General features: G+C 58.7%; 15 protein-coding genes. 8 read left to right on the top strand and 7 right to left on the bottom strand.

What is annotated here, in order from left to right; genetic code table 11:
* Positions 1 to 111 precede the first annotated feature (111 nt).
* Positions 112 to 726, top strand: a complete 615-nt coding sequence (locus ACW4QM_RS04325; RefSeq protein ID WP_455798217.1) for a radical SAM protein — start codon at positions 112 to 114, stop codon at positions 724 to 726.
* Positions 727 to 1,140: 414 nt separating this feature from the next.
* Complete coding sequence (locus ACW4QM_RS04320) at positions 1,141 to 1,593, top strand: DUF4268 domain-containing protein (protein ID WP_455798216.1); 453 nt, start codon at positions 1,141 to 1,143, stop codon at positions 1,591 to 1,593.
* A gap of 6 nt (positions 1,594 to 1,599) precedes the next feature.
* Here ACW4QM_RS04320 and ACW4QM_RS04315 read toward each other — a convergent pair whose 3' ends face one another.
* Genes ACW4QM_RS04315 through ACW4QM_RS04305 form a run of 3 tightly spaced genes read right to left on the bottom strand, consistent with a single transcriptional unit; the run spans position 1,600 to position 3,240 of the window.
* Positions 1,600 to 1,968 (bottom strand): plasmid mobilization protein, encoded by a 369-nt coding sequence (locus ACW4QM_RS04315; protein WP_455798215.1) that lies wholly within the window; start codon positions 1,966 to 1,968, stop codon positions 1,600 to 1,602.
* Positions 1,968 to 3,041 (bottom strand): site-specific integrase, encoded by a 1,074-nt coding sequence (locus ACW4QM_RS04310; protein WP_455798214.1) that lies wholly within the window; start codon positions 3,039 to 3,041, stop codon positions 1,968 to 1,970. Before ACW4QM_RS04310 ends, ACW4QM_RS04315 begins: the two co-directional genes overlap by 1 nt.
* Positions 3,031 to 3,240 (bottom strand): hypothetical protein, encoded by a 210-nt coding sequence (locus ACW4QM_RS04305; protein ID WP_195347164.1) that lies wholly within the window; start codon positions 3,238 to 3,240, stop codon positions 3,031 to 3,033. The genes ACW4QM_RS04310 and ACW4QM_RS04305 overlap by 11 nt, the downstream gene beginning before the upstream one ends.
* A 149-nt stretch (positions 3,241 to 3,389) precedes the next feature.
* Between ACW4QM_RS04305 and ACW4QM_RS04300 the strand changes: the two genes are divergently transcribed.
* On the top strand, positions 3,390 to 3,812 hold the full coding sequence (locus ACW4QM_RS04300; RefSeq protein WP_455798213.1) for a helix-turn-helix domain-containing protein: 423 nt from the start codon (positions 3,390 to 3,392) through the stop codon (positions 3,810 to 3,812).
* A 501-nt stretch (positions 3,813 to 4,313) separates the two neighbouring features.
* On the opposite strand, the gene guaA is transcribed toward ACW4QM_RS04300, so the two are convergent.
* The 3 genes from guaA to ACW4QM_RS04285 all read right to left on the bottom strand — a co-directional run bounded on the left by guaA (position 4,314) and on the right by ACW4QM_RS04285 (position 7,466).
* Positions 4,314 to 5,918 carry a glutamine-hydrolyzing GMP synthase gene (gene guaA / locus ACW4QM_RS04295; RefSeq protein WP_161128393.1) on the bottom strand — a complete coding sequence of 535 codons (1,605 nt, stop codon included), beginning with the start codon at positions 5,916 to 5,918 and terminating at the stop codon, positions 4,314 to 4,316.
* 116 nt (positions 5,919 to 6,034) lie between these two features.
* Positions 6,035 to 6,910 carry a tyrosine-protein phosphatase gene (locus tag ACW4QM_RS04290; RefSeq protein WP_417177822.1) on the bottom strand — a complete coding sequence of 292 codons (876 nt, stop codon included), beginning with the start codon at positions 6,908 to 6,910 and terminating at the stop codon, positions 6,035 to 6,037.
* Between the two features lie 178 nt (positions 6,911 to 7,088).
* Positions 7,089 to 7,466, bottom strand: coding sequence for a sulfurtransferase (locus ACW4QM_RS04285; RefSeq protein ID WP_114539424.1), 378 nt, complete (start codon positions 7,464 to 7,466; stop codon positions 7,089 to 7,091).
* 426 nt (positions 7,467 to 7,892) lie between these two features.
* Here ACW4QM_RS04285 and ACW4QM_RS04280 point away from each other — a divergent pair, with 426 nt between their 5' ends.
* From ACW4QM_RS04280 to ACW4QM_RS04260, 5 genes are all read left to right on the top strand, one after another.
* Positions 7,893 to 8,177 (top strand): ArsR/SmtB family transcription factor, encoded by a 285-nt coding sequence (locus ACW4QM_RS04280; protein ID WP_227070446.1) that lies wholly within the window; start codon positions 7,893 to 7,895, stop codon positions 8,175 to 8,177.
* A gap of 65 nt (positions 8,178 to 8,242) precedes the next feature.
* Positions 8,243 to 8,470, top strand: a complete 228-nt coding sequence (locus tag ACW4QM_RS04275; RefSeq protein WP_161128396.1) for a cation transporter — start codon at positions 8,243 to 8,245, stop codon at positions 8,468 to 8,470.
* Positions 8,471 to 8,478: 8 nt separating this feature from the next.
* The gene (locus ACW4QM_RS04270) at positions 8,479 to 10,407 is read left to right on the top strand and encodes a heavy metal translocating P-type ATPase (RefSeq protein ID WP_417177823.1); all 1,929 of its coding nucleotides are present in this window, start codon (positions 8,479 to 8,481) and stop codon (positions 10,405 to 10,407) included.
* A gap of 211 nt (positions 10,408 to 10,618) precedes the next feature.
* Entirely contained in the window at positions 10,619 to 11,869 is a 1,251-nt protein-coding gene (locus tag ACW4QM_RS04265) for a baeRF8 domain-containing protein (protein WP_417177824.1), read from the top strand.
* 81 nt (positions 11,870 to 11,950) lie between these two features.
* The gene (locus ACW4QM_RS04260) at positions 11,951 to 12,868 is read left to right on the top strand and encodes a patatin-like phospholipase family protein (protein WP_452040683.1); all 918 of its coding nucleotides are present in this window, start codon (positions 11,951 to 11,953) and stop codon (positions 12,866 to 12,868) included.
* Positions 12,869 to 12,975: 107 nt separating this feature from the next.
* Here the strand turns inward: ACW4QM_RS04260 and ACW4QM_RS04255 are convergent, their stop codons facing one another.
* Positions 12,976 to 14,433 (bottom strand): helix-turn-helix transcriptional regulator, encoded by a 1,458-nt coding sequence (locus ACW4QM_RS04255; protein WP_114539429.1) that lies wholly within the window; start codon positions 14,431 to 14,433, stop codon positions 12,976 to 12,978.
* Between the last annotated feature and the right edge of the window lie 43 nt (positions 14,434 to 14,476).

The raw sequence follows: 14,476 nt of genomic DNA, 5'->3' as shown, positions 1-14,476 counted from the left end.
GGGTCGAGGAGGTATCTGGACGTGTCGCTGCTGGACGAGTGATCATGCCGACGGCTGGCGGTCGCCTGCTGGAATTTGCGCAAGATTATTGACAGTACCCAGCAGGTCATATTGATACGTCAAAAAGTAAATCGTATCGTTTTTATGGGAATGGGAGAACCTTTATTCAATTACGACAACTTGATTGCAGCAATCCATATTCTTCGAGATAGAAATGGACTTAACTTTCCAACCGACGGCATTACCGTATCAACAGTTGGTCCAGTTAATCAATTAAAAAAATTGCGCGAAGAACATCTAAAAATTCAGTTGACAATATCTTTACATGCAGCAACACAGGCTGCGAGAAACTGTATCATTCCTCATATGCACATGTACGCTATTGAAGATGTTGTTAAGCAAGCATTGTCCTATTCACAAAGGCATAATCGAAAAGTGGTATTTGCGTATTTACTTTTACCAGGTATAAATGACCGTTCCTCAGATATAAGGCAACTTGCAAAATGGTTTAAGGGCAAAAATGTTATGATTAACGTGCTGCAATACAACCCGACGAGTAATTCAAAAATTAGAGCACCACAAAAACAAGAAATGGTTGCGTTCAAACATCAATTAGAGCAAACAGGACTTGAAGTTACCATGAGAGTTTCTCATGGTAGAGAGATTAAAGCAGCTTGTGGACAATTAGCTAATACATATAATAAAGCCAAAAAACAACAAAAATAATTTAATTAAAAGAGCCAGACGCACAGACGCAGAGCCGATAATATGCAGTTTGAAATACTGCTGTTATCGGCTCTTTTTTGATTTTAATTTGTGCCCCCAATAACCATATTGGAGCAAAATCAGAACTGTTGCTTGTCGTTCTTTGATTTCCGCAGCAGCTTTGAAAAATCAAAGCCGCCGTTTCTTTTTATTTTATAATAAATCATTACATACGCTGCTGGAAAGGATGCTGAGGTCGTTATCTGGATAGTTGCCCACGCGCGAGATGAGCACAAGCAAGCTATCGAGTGGCTCAATCAGCATACCGACAGCAATTTCGGGTTTTTTCTTGTCGAGATTCAACTTTGGAAGATTGGAGATTCTGATCCTGCACCTCGCTTCCAGGTCGTTGAGCAGCCCAACGAGTGGACCAAGATGGTGAAAATGTCTGGTGAGCTCACGGAAACGGAACGAGTGAAGCTGTCGTACTGGACTAAGTATCATGAGATTGCGCAAGAGAATTCAGAGTTTATGGCTCTCTTCAAGCCCCGCAAGCCTTCGAAAGATCATTGGAGCACGCTTGGGTGTGGCAGTTCTGAATATCATATGGCACTTCTCATTGACACGCAGCATAAACGCATAGGAATTGAATTCTACGTGCCAGACAACAAGGAAATTGGCCACAGGGCAATTTCCTTGAGGGATAGATTTGAGGCGGTTCTTCAGCTCAAGGCAGCCCCTTTCGATGCCAAGAAGGCATCGGGGCTTCGGTTCTACAAAGACGGCTATGACATTAAAGGCAAGCCGGAAAAATGGTCGAGTTTTATTGCGACGCAGCTTCGGTGGGCCATCGCAATGAAAGAACTCATAGACGAACTGGGGCTATAGTGTTTTTTATCGTCGCTCCATGCCAGATATGAGGTCATCGGCTTGTTGCAGAGGACTGTCTGTCTTGGTGTCGTTTAAACCTGCAAACAATTCGGTAAGAAGCTCAATCTTCGCTTCTAAGCATTCATCGATATCGGATCCGTTGCGTATGCGACAGAGCTCCTGGTACACCGCCCGCATCTCGTCGCGGAGCATCTTGTAGGTGCGGATATCCGGAACAATCGTGAATTCCTTGTTTTCAAGCTTGGTCATGATGTATTCCTGCTGGGTCACCCCTGCAGCTTTTGAAAGGAGCTCGATTCTCTCGTTTTCCTCGGGGCTTACGCGGAACGCTTTCGATATGGTGCGTTTTCGTCGGTAGTTGGGGCAGGGCATCAGAAACCACCTCTTTCGTTGTCAAGCTCGTTTGCCATGTCGTCTTGGATGTTGGGGAACAGGTGTGCGTACCTGAAGGTGATGTCCGATGATTCGTGGCCCATCCGGTCCGCGATAGCCACGGCGGAAAACCCCATGTCGATGAGCAGACTTACGTGGCTGTGCCTTAGGTCGTGGATGCGGATGCGCTTAACGCCGGCTTTCTCACTTCCGCGTTTCATAACGCGTGAAAGTTGGCTCTTTGACACGGGAAACATCCTGTCGTCAGGTCCGATTTTGGGATGTTTGGAGAGGTAGTCCCTGATTGTTTCTGCGAGGAAGTTGGGAAGCTTCACGGTTCGTATCGATTTGGGCGTCTTGGGATCCGTGATAACGTCGCGTCCTCCCAGGCGCTGGTAGGATTTGTCTATACGCATGGTGTTGCGACTCCAGTCAAACGAGTCTGGTGTGAGAGCCAGCAGCTCTCCTTCCCGAATCCCAGTCCAGTAGAGAATCTCGAAAATAACGAAGAACATCGGGCTTTCCATCATTGCATCGGCGAACTTGAGGTATTCCTCTTTCGTCCAGAAGTTCATTTCCTTGGTGTCCTTCGAGCCCATCTTCATGGTGCGTACGGCGGGGTTCGGATTAAGTCCGTAGAAGCGCGCCGCGTGGTTTAGTATTGCGGTTAGCTGATTGTTGACGGTTCTTAGGTAGGTGGGGCTGTATCCTTTGTCATCGTTGGCATCGGGGCTCATGAGCTTGTTCTGCCAACGCACGATATCGAGGCTCGATATCTCGGCCATCCGCTTCTTCTCGAAGAAGGGCAGGATCTTCGATTTGATAGTGTATTCCTTCTGCCGCCAGGTGTGCTCTCTTAGCCTTGGCCTGACGTCGGCGGCATAGACCTGGAAGAACTCGCCGAATGTCATTGCCATAGTGCAGCCCGCCGAGGCAATGAAGTCTTCCTCCCATGCCTGTGCTTCTTCAGGGGTGGAAAAGCCCCTCTTGCACTTATGCACCTCGTTGCCGAACTTGTCCTTGCATCTGAACTGAGTGAACCAGGTGCCGTTGTCGGATTGCTTAACGACCATCGTCTCTCACCCCGCGCTCGTCTCCGAAGTACTTCTCTTCGATTATCTGGCTGCTGACCCTACCTGGTATGGTCGCGCACCCGCGCTGCTCCATTTCGCGGTTGAGCTCCCTGATGATCTCGTACGCCTTGCTCCTGCATACTCCGAGTTTCATCGAGACCTCAGAAGCGCTTAGCAAGCGCCTCTCTTTTCCATCCATGTATCCTCCTAATAGTTCGAAATTGAACGGTATATCATCGACTATAGTAATAGTTCGAAATTGAACGGTCAATATATACCGTTCAATTTCGTGCTATATTGTCTATGCGATGCTATATGAGACTATCTAGACGCTGACAGGAGAGTTGCATGAGGTCCGGTGAGCTCATCAGGAAATACCGCAAGGCGAAGGGTCTGACGCAGGCCGAGCTCGCAGATGCTTGTGGGTTGACAGATTCCGCCATCAGGAACTATGAGCTCTGCAACAGGACGCCTGGCGTCGAGCAGATAGAGTCCATCGCTTCTGCTTTGGGAATCTCCCCCGAATCTCTCCGCGAGGTGCCCCTCGAGTCAAGTCGGCAGGCTCTAGAGCTCTTGTTCAGACTAGAAGGGGAGTTTGGGCTCGTTCCCGATGAGATTGACGGTGAATTGGTTCTGAAGATCGACAAGAAGGTAGAAAAATCCCAGAAACTCGCCCAGGCGGTTAAAACTTGGAAGCACATGATTGATTCGGAAAAAGCTGGCGAGATCAGCTCTGAGGAGCTGTCTGAATGGAAGCTCTCATTGCACTGAAATCAAGCCACTTCAGGAATAATTGCGAATCAAAAATCAGCGGCCTTCGGGCCGTTTTTCTTAACCTGGATGCATGAAATCAGATCCCGTAACACCGCTAAAGACGATTTGTCATTCCCCTATGCTGAACTGGCCTTTTTCAAAAAACAAGTATGAAAATGACGTTTGATTCATGTTTGATTCGAATCAACCTGTTTTGCGTTGTAACTGCCAAAAGGAGTCGTGACGGGTGGCTTTGCGTAATTGCACAATGTTGCATGTCGTTGCAGGTTCGTGCATGTTCCGAATAATCATTCAGGTTGCGTCACCTTTTGGGAATGATTCCGAATCAAAGACGCAGGTTAATGGGCAAAAAAATACCCCGAAACTTCTTGAGTTTCGGGGTATTGGTCGGTTTGTCATTCCGCTTTGTTTTCAGTGGCTTGCAACGTTGTGCAACTCACTGACATCTTGTGCATCGCGGTGAATCGTTGCAAGTGATTTTACAATGCTGACCTGGGGCTATTCCCACTCGATAGTTGCGGGCGGTTTGCTGGTGATATCATACACCACTCGGTTCACGCCGGGGACCTCGGCTACGATACGGCCGGAGATGCGGGCCATGACGTCGTAGGGCAAACGTGCCCAGTCGGCGGTCATGGCATCCGAGCTTTCCACAGCACGCAGGATCACCGGACGGGCGTAGGTGCGCTCGTCGCCCATGACGCCAACGGACTTGATGTCGGGCAGTACGGCGAAGTACTGCCAGACGCTGTGCTCGCTGTTGCGCTCGCCCGTCTCGGCGAACAGACGCTCGTTGTAGGCGTCCAGCTCCTCGCGCACGATGGCATCGGCGTTCTTCAGGATGTTCAGCTTCTCAGCATCCACATCACCGATGATGCGGATGGCCAAACCAGGCCCTGGGAAGGGCTGGCGGTGCACGATGTAGTCGGGCAGGCCCAGCGCCGTGCCCAGCGCGCGCACCTCGTCCTTGAAGAAGTGATCCAAAGGCTCAATCAGGTCGAAATGCACGCCCTCGGGAAACGGGATGAGGTTGTGGTGGCTCTTGATCGTGCTCGCCTTCCCGCCGGTCTTGCGCGCGCCGCTCTCGATGATGTCGGGGTAGATGGTGCCCTGGGCCAGGTACTTCACCGGACGCCCGTCCTGAGCCAAGTCCTCCGCCACGGCGAAGAACTCCTTCCAGAACTGCGTGCCGATGATGCGGCGCTTCTGTTCCGGATCGGTCACGCCGCGCAGAAGCTCCAGGTAGCGCTCCTCGGCGTGCACGTGGATGAAGTCCACGTCGAACTGCTTCGTGAACACCTCTTCCACCTCCTCGGGCTCGCCTTTGCGCAGAAGGCCGTGGTTCACGAACACGCAGGTCAGCTGCTTGCCGATGGCGCGAGCGCACAGCGCCGCCACCACGGAGGAGTCCACACCGCCCGAAAGGCCTAAAATGACGCGGTCGTCTCCCACCTCGGCGCGGATGGCCTCCACGGAGTCGTCGATGATGGAGTCCATCGTCCAGTCCGGCTCAAGCTCGCACACGCCGAACAGGAAGTTGCGCAGCATGGTCTGACCGAACTCGGTGTGGCGCACCTCGGGGTGGAACTGCGTGGCGAACAGGCGCCGCTCGGGGTATTCCATGGACGCCACCGGGCACACCTCGGTGCGCGACGTGACAGAGAAGCCCTCGGGCACGCGGCTCACGGCGTCGCGGTGGCTCATCCACACGGTCTGCTCGCCGGGGGTGCCGTCGAACAGCGCCGACTCGCCCGCCCGCGTGATGACCGCCGGGCCGTACTCGCCCTTCTCGGTATGTCCCACTTCCCCGCCGAGCGCCACGGCCATAGCCTGCTGCCCGTAGCAGAAGCCGAGCACGGGAATGCCCAGGGCAAGGATCTCCGGGTCGATGGAGGGGGCGTCCTCCGCGTACACCGACGCCGGGCCGCCGGACAGGATGATGGCCGCGGGCGCAATGGCGCGCACCTCCTCGGCCATGATGTCGCAGGGCACGATTTCGGAATACACGTGCAGATCGCGCACGCGACGGGCGATGAGCTGCCCGTACTGGGCGCCGAAATCGACGACGATAACCTTCTGTTCCGGGGTAGCGGACTCGGCCACAATGCCTCCTTGGGTCGCGAAATGTTCGAGGGCGATTTTACACCTCCCCGCGCGCAGAGGTATTTCTGCGAGGTGAAATGTCGAGAAAGTGCGGAATGGGTGGTCGGCCGCCGCAACTACCGCAGGTACTTCGCCCGCAGGGCCTCACGCTTCTCGGGGCCGAACTCCAGGGCCTCGGTGAGGTAGGCATCGAAAGAGCCGTAGTTGGCGCTCACCGCCGCCATGGCGCGGTCGTAGTAGTCGTTGTAGGCGTAGAACAGCGAGTCGACGTCCGCATCGAGCCCGCGCGCAAGCCGCAGCTTCTTGCTGATGGCGTCGATGATCCCCTCGGCGCGGTTGCGGACGAACAGGTTCGTGGCCAGATAATCGGCGCGCACGTAGGCCTCGGGCACGCCGAGCGCCCGTTCCACGATGACGGCGCCCAAACCGGCACGATCCTTGCCCTCGGTGCAGTGCCACAGATAGGCTCCGCCGTCGCCTTCCAAAAGCACCTCGAGGAACGACGTGTAGGCGACCCGCCCCGCCTCGCCCAGCAGGATCTGCGGGTACATGCCGCACACCAACTCGTGGGGGCCGGCGTTGTAGCTGGCGAAGGTCTTCAGGTTCTGGGCCACGCCGGCACCGTGGGTGATGCCGATGGTCTCGCCGGACAGCGCCGGGAAGTCGTAGAAGACCACGCCTTCCATAAGCTCGCGAGGGTCGGGCTCCTTGTCGCGCTCGAGCTGGGTGCGGAAGTCGATGACGCCGGCGAGGTCGTAGTCGCCCACGAGCCGCGCTAGGTCCTGCTCGGTCGCCTTGTGCAGTGCGCCGCTGCGCAGGAGCTTCGCCGGCACGATGGCGCGCCCGTCGGCCGTCGGCATGCCGCCCAAGTCGCGCGTGTTGTGCAGCCCCTCAAAGGGAATGTGCCCGAATTCGGGGAACCCGGGAATGGGCTCGGGTCTATCGAGTTGCGAGGACTTCTCCTCGTCGATGCGCTTCTCTTCCGTGGTCATGGCAGCCTCCCGTCTTCGCGAACGCGGGCCTCCCGCGTCGATGTCTCCCGCCTATGGTAGGACAGCGAAGGGCCGCCTGCCACGGACAGACGACCCTTGTCATCGTTTCGTCGCGACGGGCGCATCGGCATCGGCACCGGCAGCCCCAGACGTCCGGCCCGCAGGTCTTCGCGCCCTCCTACGACGCCTTCGCGAAGGCAACCGACGAGGCCTCCACGGGACGCGCCGGGTCGCGTATCCAGTCGTTCATGCTGCCGGCGTACAGATACAGTCTACTGTAACCCGCCGACGCCAGGTAATCGCAGGCGATCTTGGCATGCACGCCCATCTGGCAGTACACGACGACCGCGTCCTCGGGGAAAATGCCGTTGTCCTGGAACATCTCGGCCAGCTCCTCGGCAGGATCCTCCGAGGCGGCGGCCACATCGAGCCGAATGTTGATGGCCGAGGGAATATGGGCCGGGTCGTAGCGCAGCGGCGGCCGCACGTCCACGATGGGCATGCGCCCTATCTCGCGCTTCACGAAGTCGGCATCGACGATTTGGTAAGCCTTCATTGCAACACCTTTCAAATTCGCATCGGGCGCGACGGGACGACCGACCGCGCCTTCTTCCCCAGCTCATATCAATGATTGGGAATTGGCCGGATCGTGCAAGGCAAAAGCATGCGGCACTGCGTCCTATCGCGTTTTCTGCTTTCAATGGTAGCTTTGGCGCGCCTTCCGATGGCGACGGAGCCGTTACGCTTCCCCTTCCGTTGCCCTTCCAAACGAAATCTTTTATTCCGCCCCTTGACAGAACGGTGGCGGTGCCTATACTTATGAACAGTTGCTCATATGTTTAATAGTTTGCAAGGAGCTGAGATGAGCGAACCGACAGCCATAGAGAAAGAAGCCGGCAGAATCGTGGAAGGTGCCTGCGCGTCGCTGGAGGCCTGCCCCTGCGGCTGCAACCGCGAGGCCACGGCCAGCTTGTTTGCGGAAATGCCCGACGAGGAGCTGCTGTTCGACGTGGCCGACCTGTTCAAGGCCTTCTCCGACACCACCCGCATCAAGATCCTGTTCGCGCTCATGGGCAGCGGCCTATCCGTCGGCGACATCACCGCCGTCGTCGGCTGCACCCAAAGCGCCGTGAGCCACCAGCTGCGCACGTTGAAGCAGGCGCGCCTCGTGAAGGCCACCCGCGACGGCAAGAACGTCATCTACGCCCTCTCCGACGACCACGTCTACACCATGCTCGCCCAGGGCATGACCCACGTGTGCGAGTAACCGTGCCCCCGATTCACCGAACCGGCCGCTCCTAGCGAGTGGGAACAACACTGAAAGGAACCACCATGCGCAAGTCATTCAAACTGGAGAACCTTGATTGCGCCAACTGCGCCGCGAAAATGGAAGCCGGCATCAACGAGCTGCCCGGCGTGAACAAGGCATCCATCAGCTTCATGACGAGCAAGCTGATGATTGACGCGGACGCCGCCGACGCCGAGGCCCTGTCCGCCATCGTCGACGCCGCCCAGGCCGTCTGCACCAGCTACGAGAAAGACTGCCGCATCGTCCGTTAGGATTCCCCATGAACCCGAAGCAGAAAAAACTCCTCACCCGCATCATCGTCGCCCTCGTGCTGTTCGTCGCCATCGAAGTGGCGACCCAAACCGGCATCCTGCGCGCCGCCTTCGGCACCCCCGGTGATGTGTACGCCGAGTTCGCGCTGTTCCTCATCCCCTATCTTATCGCCGGCTACGACGTCATCGCCGACGCGCTGCGAGGCCTTGCGCACGGGCACGCGCTGGACGAGGACTTCCTCATGACCGTGGCCACCTTCGGCGCGTTCGCGCTGGTGCTGTTCCCCGACACCGAACCGCACATGGCCGAAGGCGCGGCCGTGATGCTGTTCTTCCAGGTGGGCGAGCTGTTCCAAAGCTACGCGGTGGACAAGTCGCGCCAGTCCATCGCGGACATGATGGACATCGCGCCGGAGTACGCCAACGTCATGGAAGAGGGCAAGCTGAAGCAGGTGGACCCCTTCGAGCTGGCCCCCGACGACGAGTTCATCGTCATGCCCGGCGAGCGCATCCCGCTTGACGGCACGGTGCTAACCGGCGAAAGCCAAATCGACACGGCGGCGCTCACCGGCGAGTCGGTGCCCCGCACGGCGCGCCCGGGCGACGAGGTCATCTCCGGCTGCGTGAACCTGACGGGCAAACTCGTCGTGCGCGCCACCAAGCCCTTCGAGGACTCCACCGTGAGCCGCATCCTGGAGTTGGTGGAAAACGCTGCCGAAAAGAAGGCCCGCACCGAGAACTTCATCACGCGGTTCGCCCGCGTGTACACCCCCATCGTTGTGGGCGTGGCCGCCGTGCTCGCCGTCGTGCCGCCGCTGCTGTTCGGCGGCCAGTGGTCTGACTGGGTGCTGCGCGGACTCACCTTCCTCGTGGTGTCGTGCCCCTGCGCGCTGGTCATCTCCGTGCCGCTGTCGTTCTTCGGCGGCGTCGGCGGCGCCTCGCGCCTCGGCATTCTGGTGAAGGGGTCGAACTACCTGGAGGCCCTAGGCTCCACCGAGACCGTCGTATTCGACAAGACCGGCACGCTGACCGACGGCACGTTCTCCGTGACCGAGCTCGTTTGTGCCCCCGGCATAAGCAAGGCCGAGCTTGCTGACATCGCCGCGGCGGCCGAGACCTTTTCCACCCATCCCATCGCGCAATCGGTGCGGGCCTATCGCGGAGCCGCAGTGGCGGCCGAGCGGGTGCGCGACGTCCGCGAGGTGAGCGGCCAGGGCGTGGAAGCGGTCGTGGACGGGCGCGAAGTGCTCGTGGGCAACGGCAAGCTCATGACGGCCCACCATATCGCCTTCACCGCCGTCGAGGCCCCGGGCACCGTGCTCTACGTGGCCGCCGACGGCACCTACCTGGGCGCCATCGCCATCGCCGACACCGTGAAGCCCGGCGCCGTGCGCGCCATCGCCGACTTGCGGGCGGCCGGCGTGAAGAAGACCGTCATGCTCACCGGCGACCGCGCGCCCGTGGCCCAGGCCGTCGCCGCCACACTCGGCATCGACGAGGTGCACGCCGAGCTGCTTCCCCAGGACAAGGTGGCCGAGGTGGAAGCGCTCCTCGCCCAAACCGAGCGCGACACCCACGGCAAGGGCAAGCTCGCCTTCGTGGGCGACGGCATCAACGACGCGCCCGTGCTCACCCGCGCCGACATCGGCATCGCCATGGGCGCCATGGGCTCCGACGCCGCCATCGAGGCCGCCGACATCGTGCTCATGAACGACAACCCCGCAGACATCGCCCGCGCCATTCACCTGGCCCGGCGCACCATGGGCATCGTCTGGCAGAACATCGTGTTCGCCCTGGGCATCAAATTCGCCGTGCTGGTGCTGGCCGCCTTCGGCATCGCGAACATGTGGATGGCCGTCTTCGCCGACGTGGGCGTGGCCGTCATCGCTATCTTGAACGCCATGCGCGCCATGAACGTGAAGCGCTACCTCGACTAAAGGCAACTAAAGGCGAGCGGCCAAATCAACTTTAAACTGCATTTCGGCAACCGCCCGTTCACAGGCTGGCTCATAGCCCCCGATTTTCCCAGTCGGGGGCTATGCTCTTTCCAGCACATCAGTTGCACCACGCGCCGTCGCCTTCCAACGTCAACGGCGCGGCGACACTGCTGCGCGCACTTTGTGTTCCCGACCACTTTGGAGGTTCGTCATGAAAGACGAGAAGGAGACCTTGCGGAAGACCGCCGATAGCATTCACGTGATGGAGGACTTCGATCCGGCCATCCTCGCCGATGTGACCGCGCCCGTCGTGTCGCTCTACATCCCCGTGCACCACACCGAGCGCGAGGAGCGCCGCGATATCTGGGATCGTGACATGTTCAAGGATCTGATGAAGGACGCCGAGCGCACCCTTGCGGAAACCTACGACAAGGACGCCTATAAGGGCATTGTGGAAAAGGCCGACTACCTGCTCGAGCATCCGGACATGCCGCTTTGGCTGCACGCCGGCGAGGGCCTGGGCTTCCTCATGAACAACGACGACATCTACGTGTACAACCTGTTCTTCGCCCCCGACCCCATGGTGGCCGCCGGCGACACCTACTTCGTCAAGCCGCTGCTGCGCAATTTCCAATACGGCACCGAGTACTACGTGCTGGAGCTCGGCAACGACCGTTTCAGCTGGGTGAAGGGCGACCGCACCCATGTGGAGCGCCAGCAGCTGCCGCAGGAAGTGCACGACTTCTTCAGCGAGCTGTTCGCCAACAGCGACGACACCGCCGCCGACATGAAGAAGGGCGAGCTGGGCGCGCTGGACTACATCACCCTGGAAGGCCACATGGGCCAGTATCATGACCGCCAGTCCCGCAACGAGGTGAAGAAGGACGACGCCCTGCCGTGGTTCCGCTACGTGAACCAGGCCGTGAACGACTACCTCGTGCGCGATGACGCCACTCCCATCATCCTGTGCTGCGACGAGGAGTACGAGCACGCCTTCCGCAAGCTCTCCACGCTGCGCCACCTCCTGCCCGTCGGCATCAAGAAGGATCCCGCCGGTCTTGACGGCAAGGCGCTTCTGGAAGAGTCGCTGACCGTGATGGACGGCATCCGCGATGCGAACATCAAGGAAACCGCCGAGAAGTTCGGTGCCGATGCGGCCCACGGCAAGGCCTCGGACGACTTCGACGTCATCGGCATGGCGCTGGCCGAGCGCCGCGTGGGGGCGCTGTTCCTCGTGAAGGGCAAGATCCTCCCCGGCGGCTTCGACATCAACACCGGCACCGTCACCTTCGATGGGAACCCCAACCCAGTCGACGACGGCTACATCGACCCGGCCGCGCCCGACATCACCGACGCCTTCGCCCAGGCGGCACTGGCCCAAGACGCCCACATCTACATCGTCGAGCAGGATCAGATGCCCACCGACCAACCCGTCGCCGCCCTCTTCCGCTACGCGGAGTAACTCGCCCGACATCGCGACGAATAGCTATACTGAAAGGGAGCTCTTATGGGCTCCCTTTTTTCGCGCCTCGAAGGAGTCCTCATGACCGACCCCGCCAAATATGCCGGCCTCGCCATCAACCAGCCCGATGTGGCGCTCATCTTCGAGGGCGGCGGCATGCGCAACAGCTACACTGCCGGCATGGTGGTGGAGCTGCTCGCGCGCAACCTGAACTTCGGGCGCGTCTACGGCATCTCGGCCGGATCCAGCCATACGGTGAACTACCTGGTGCGCGACGCCACCCGTGCCCGTGCCTCCTTCGTCGATCTGGTGAAGTACCCGCGCTTCGGCGGCTGGGGCAGCTTCTTGCGGGGCACCGGCTACTTCAACAGCCCTTACCTTTACGAGGAGCTGATCGAGAACGCGGCCGCCGGCGACCCCATGGCCTTCGACTGGGACACCTTCGCCGCCAACCCGGCCGAGATGCATATCGAGGCCATGGATTGGAACACCGGCGAGACCGTCGCCTGGACCCGCGCCGATGTGAAAGACGCCCACGACCTGGGACTGAAAGTGCGCGCGTCGTCCACCATGCCCATCTTCATGCCGCCTACCACCATCGATGGGCGCACCTATATGGACGGCGGCATGGGAGATAGCTGGGGCATCCTGCTGAATGCCGCCCGCGCCGACGGCTACGAGCGCTTCTGCATCATCCGCACCCAGCCGCGCGGTTATCGCAAGCGCCCCATGAGCCGCGCCGCCCAAGCGCTCTTCCGCGCCGCCTTCCGCGCGCATCCCATCGTGGCCGAGCGCACTATCGCCCGCTGGCAGCCCTACAACGAGCTGTGCGACGAGATCGAGGCTCTGGAGAAATCGGGGTCGGCCTGGGTCTTCTACCCCGACACCATGGAGGTCACCAACAAGACCACCGACTACGACGCCCTCGTCCGCTCCTACGAGACCGGCCTCGCCCAGGCCAAACGCGATATCGGCTCCCTCATCGAGTGGCTCGGCTAAACCGCCTATAAAGCAAGAGCACCCCGCAAAGGAGAGTACAGGCAAATCGCCAGGTGCTCTTTCGGAAGCCGCGAAGACGCCATCCTAGGGGTAGAACGAACGACCTTTTAATATTGCTCAATGAACGAAGCTAAGTCACTGCGGCTATGGACATCAAGTTTTTGGTAGATGTTCTGTACATGGGTCCGCACGGTGTTCAGCCCCATACAAAGCTCTTCCGCGATTTCTTTGTTCCCACGTCCCGCAGCCAGCATTCCCAATACCTCAGCTGTGCGTGGAGGCAAGTGATACTGCGCCGCAATGCGCTCGCATTTGTGGTTGAGATACTCTTCTCTGGCTTGCTGAAGATCAAACGCAGAGCGATCAGTTACCTCAGGGGCTTCCTGAATCGATACCTGGGTCAGCTCCACAAGGTTTCCCCCCGAGAGAACTACCGTCGCGCAACACACCACGACTAGAACAAGAGCAACCCAAAGATATTCGCCCCCTTGGAAGCTGTAAATCGACTTTAGATAGCCTGCACCGAGCAAATACCCCGCTATCGACCCCGCCAAAAATGCGGCGCGGCCAAACGCAACGATACAAAGTGCCCGCTTTCGACCCACGAAGGCAGCCGCGGCAATGAGGCACCATGACAAAACATCGAGAACCAGGTAGAGCGCATTAGTCAGTTCGAACATCCAATGAGCGTCTACCCCGACCGCAAACACCAGAAGTAACGCAAAAACGCAGCTGACCACAACCAAATAGTAAACGCCACGTAGCATGGATACCGAGAGACCCTTAACTGCCAGCAGCATAAGCGACAAGCAGGAAACCAGGGCGAGGAACATCATCGAATGGAGATAACCCTCCTGAGAGGCGTCTAGGAACAGCACACGCCCCATGCCAGCCACAGCCGCAAACACGAAGAACGCCGAGAAGAACCGCCAGAAATCGACAAGCGATACGCGCAGTCCCCTCTCGCCTTCCTCAGCCTCGTCAGCTCGCTTCCCTCCCTTTCTATAAGGGCCAGTGAGCACCAGCGCCGTCGTTGTCATCGGGAGCAAAGCCAACACGAGCCCTGCTGATATCAGAGTGACGCACGAAACCACAAACCAAATAAGCATTGAGAGAACCGACGATGCCGAGATAAAGAGAAACGCACGCTTGGGCCCCTCTTCAGCAAGATCAAGACCAATCCTCACGGCAAGTGGAGCCATTCCCGCAGCCGAAACGCATGAGCCGAGGCCGAAGAAGAAGGGGGTCAAAAACCCTACGGAGAACAGCATGAGCAGCGATCCCGCAGTCGCAACAAGAGCGAAGCCGGAAATAGCCAGCGGAAGCGAAAGAACCCTCAACGTTCGACGAGGAAGGAACGCCGCTGCTACGAAAGCTGCCACAAGAGTCAGAGAGGGAGCCACGAAGAGAAAGATGCGCTCTACGGGACCCGCCGCATTGAAGCGAATCCACGACTCCCCGAAAAACGTCATATGGTACCAAGCCATATAAAACGCCAGGGCGAAGCAATGAATGCCGGGCCACTTCTTCCCCTCGTCCGACAAAGCCGCAAACAAACCGCCCATGCTCTTTGTAGATGCCGCGCCTCTCGCCAATTTGCCAGCACCT

The sequence above is a fragment of the Adlercreutzia sp. CNCM I-6207 genome, from assembly GCF_977072305.1.
The sequence above is the reverse complement of the archived record's forward strand: the minus strand, read 5'-3'. Positions and strand labels throughout refer to the sequence as shown.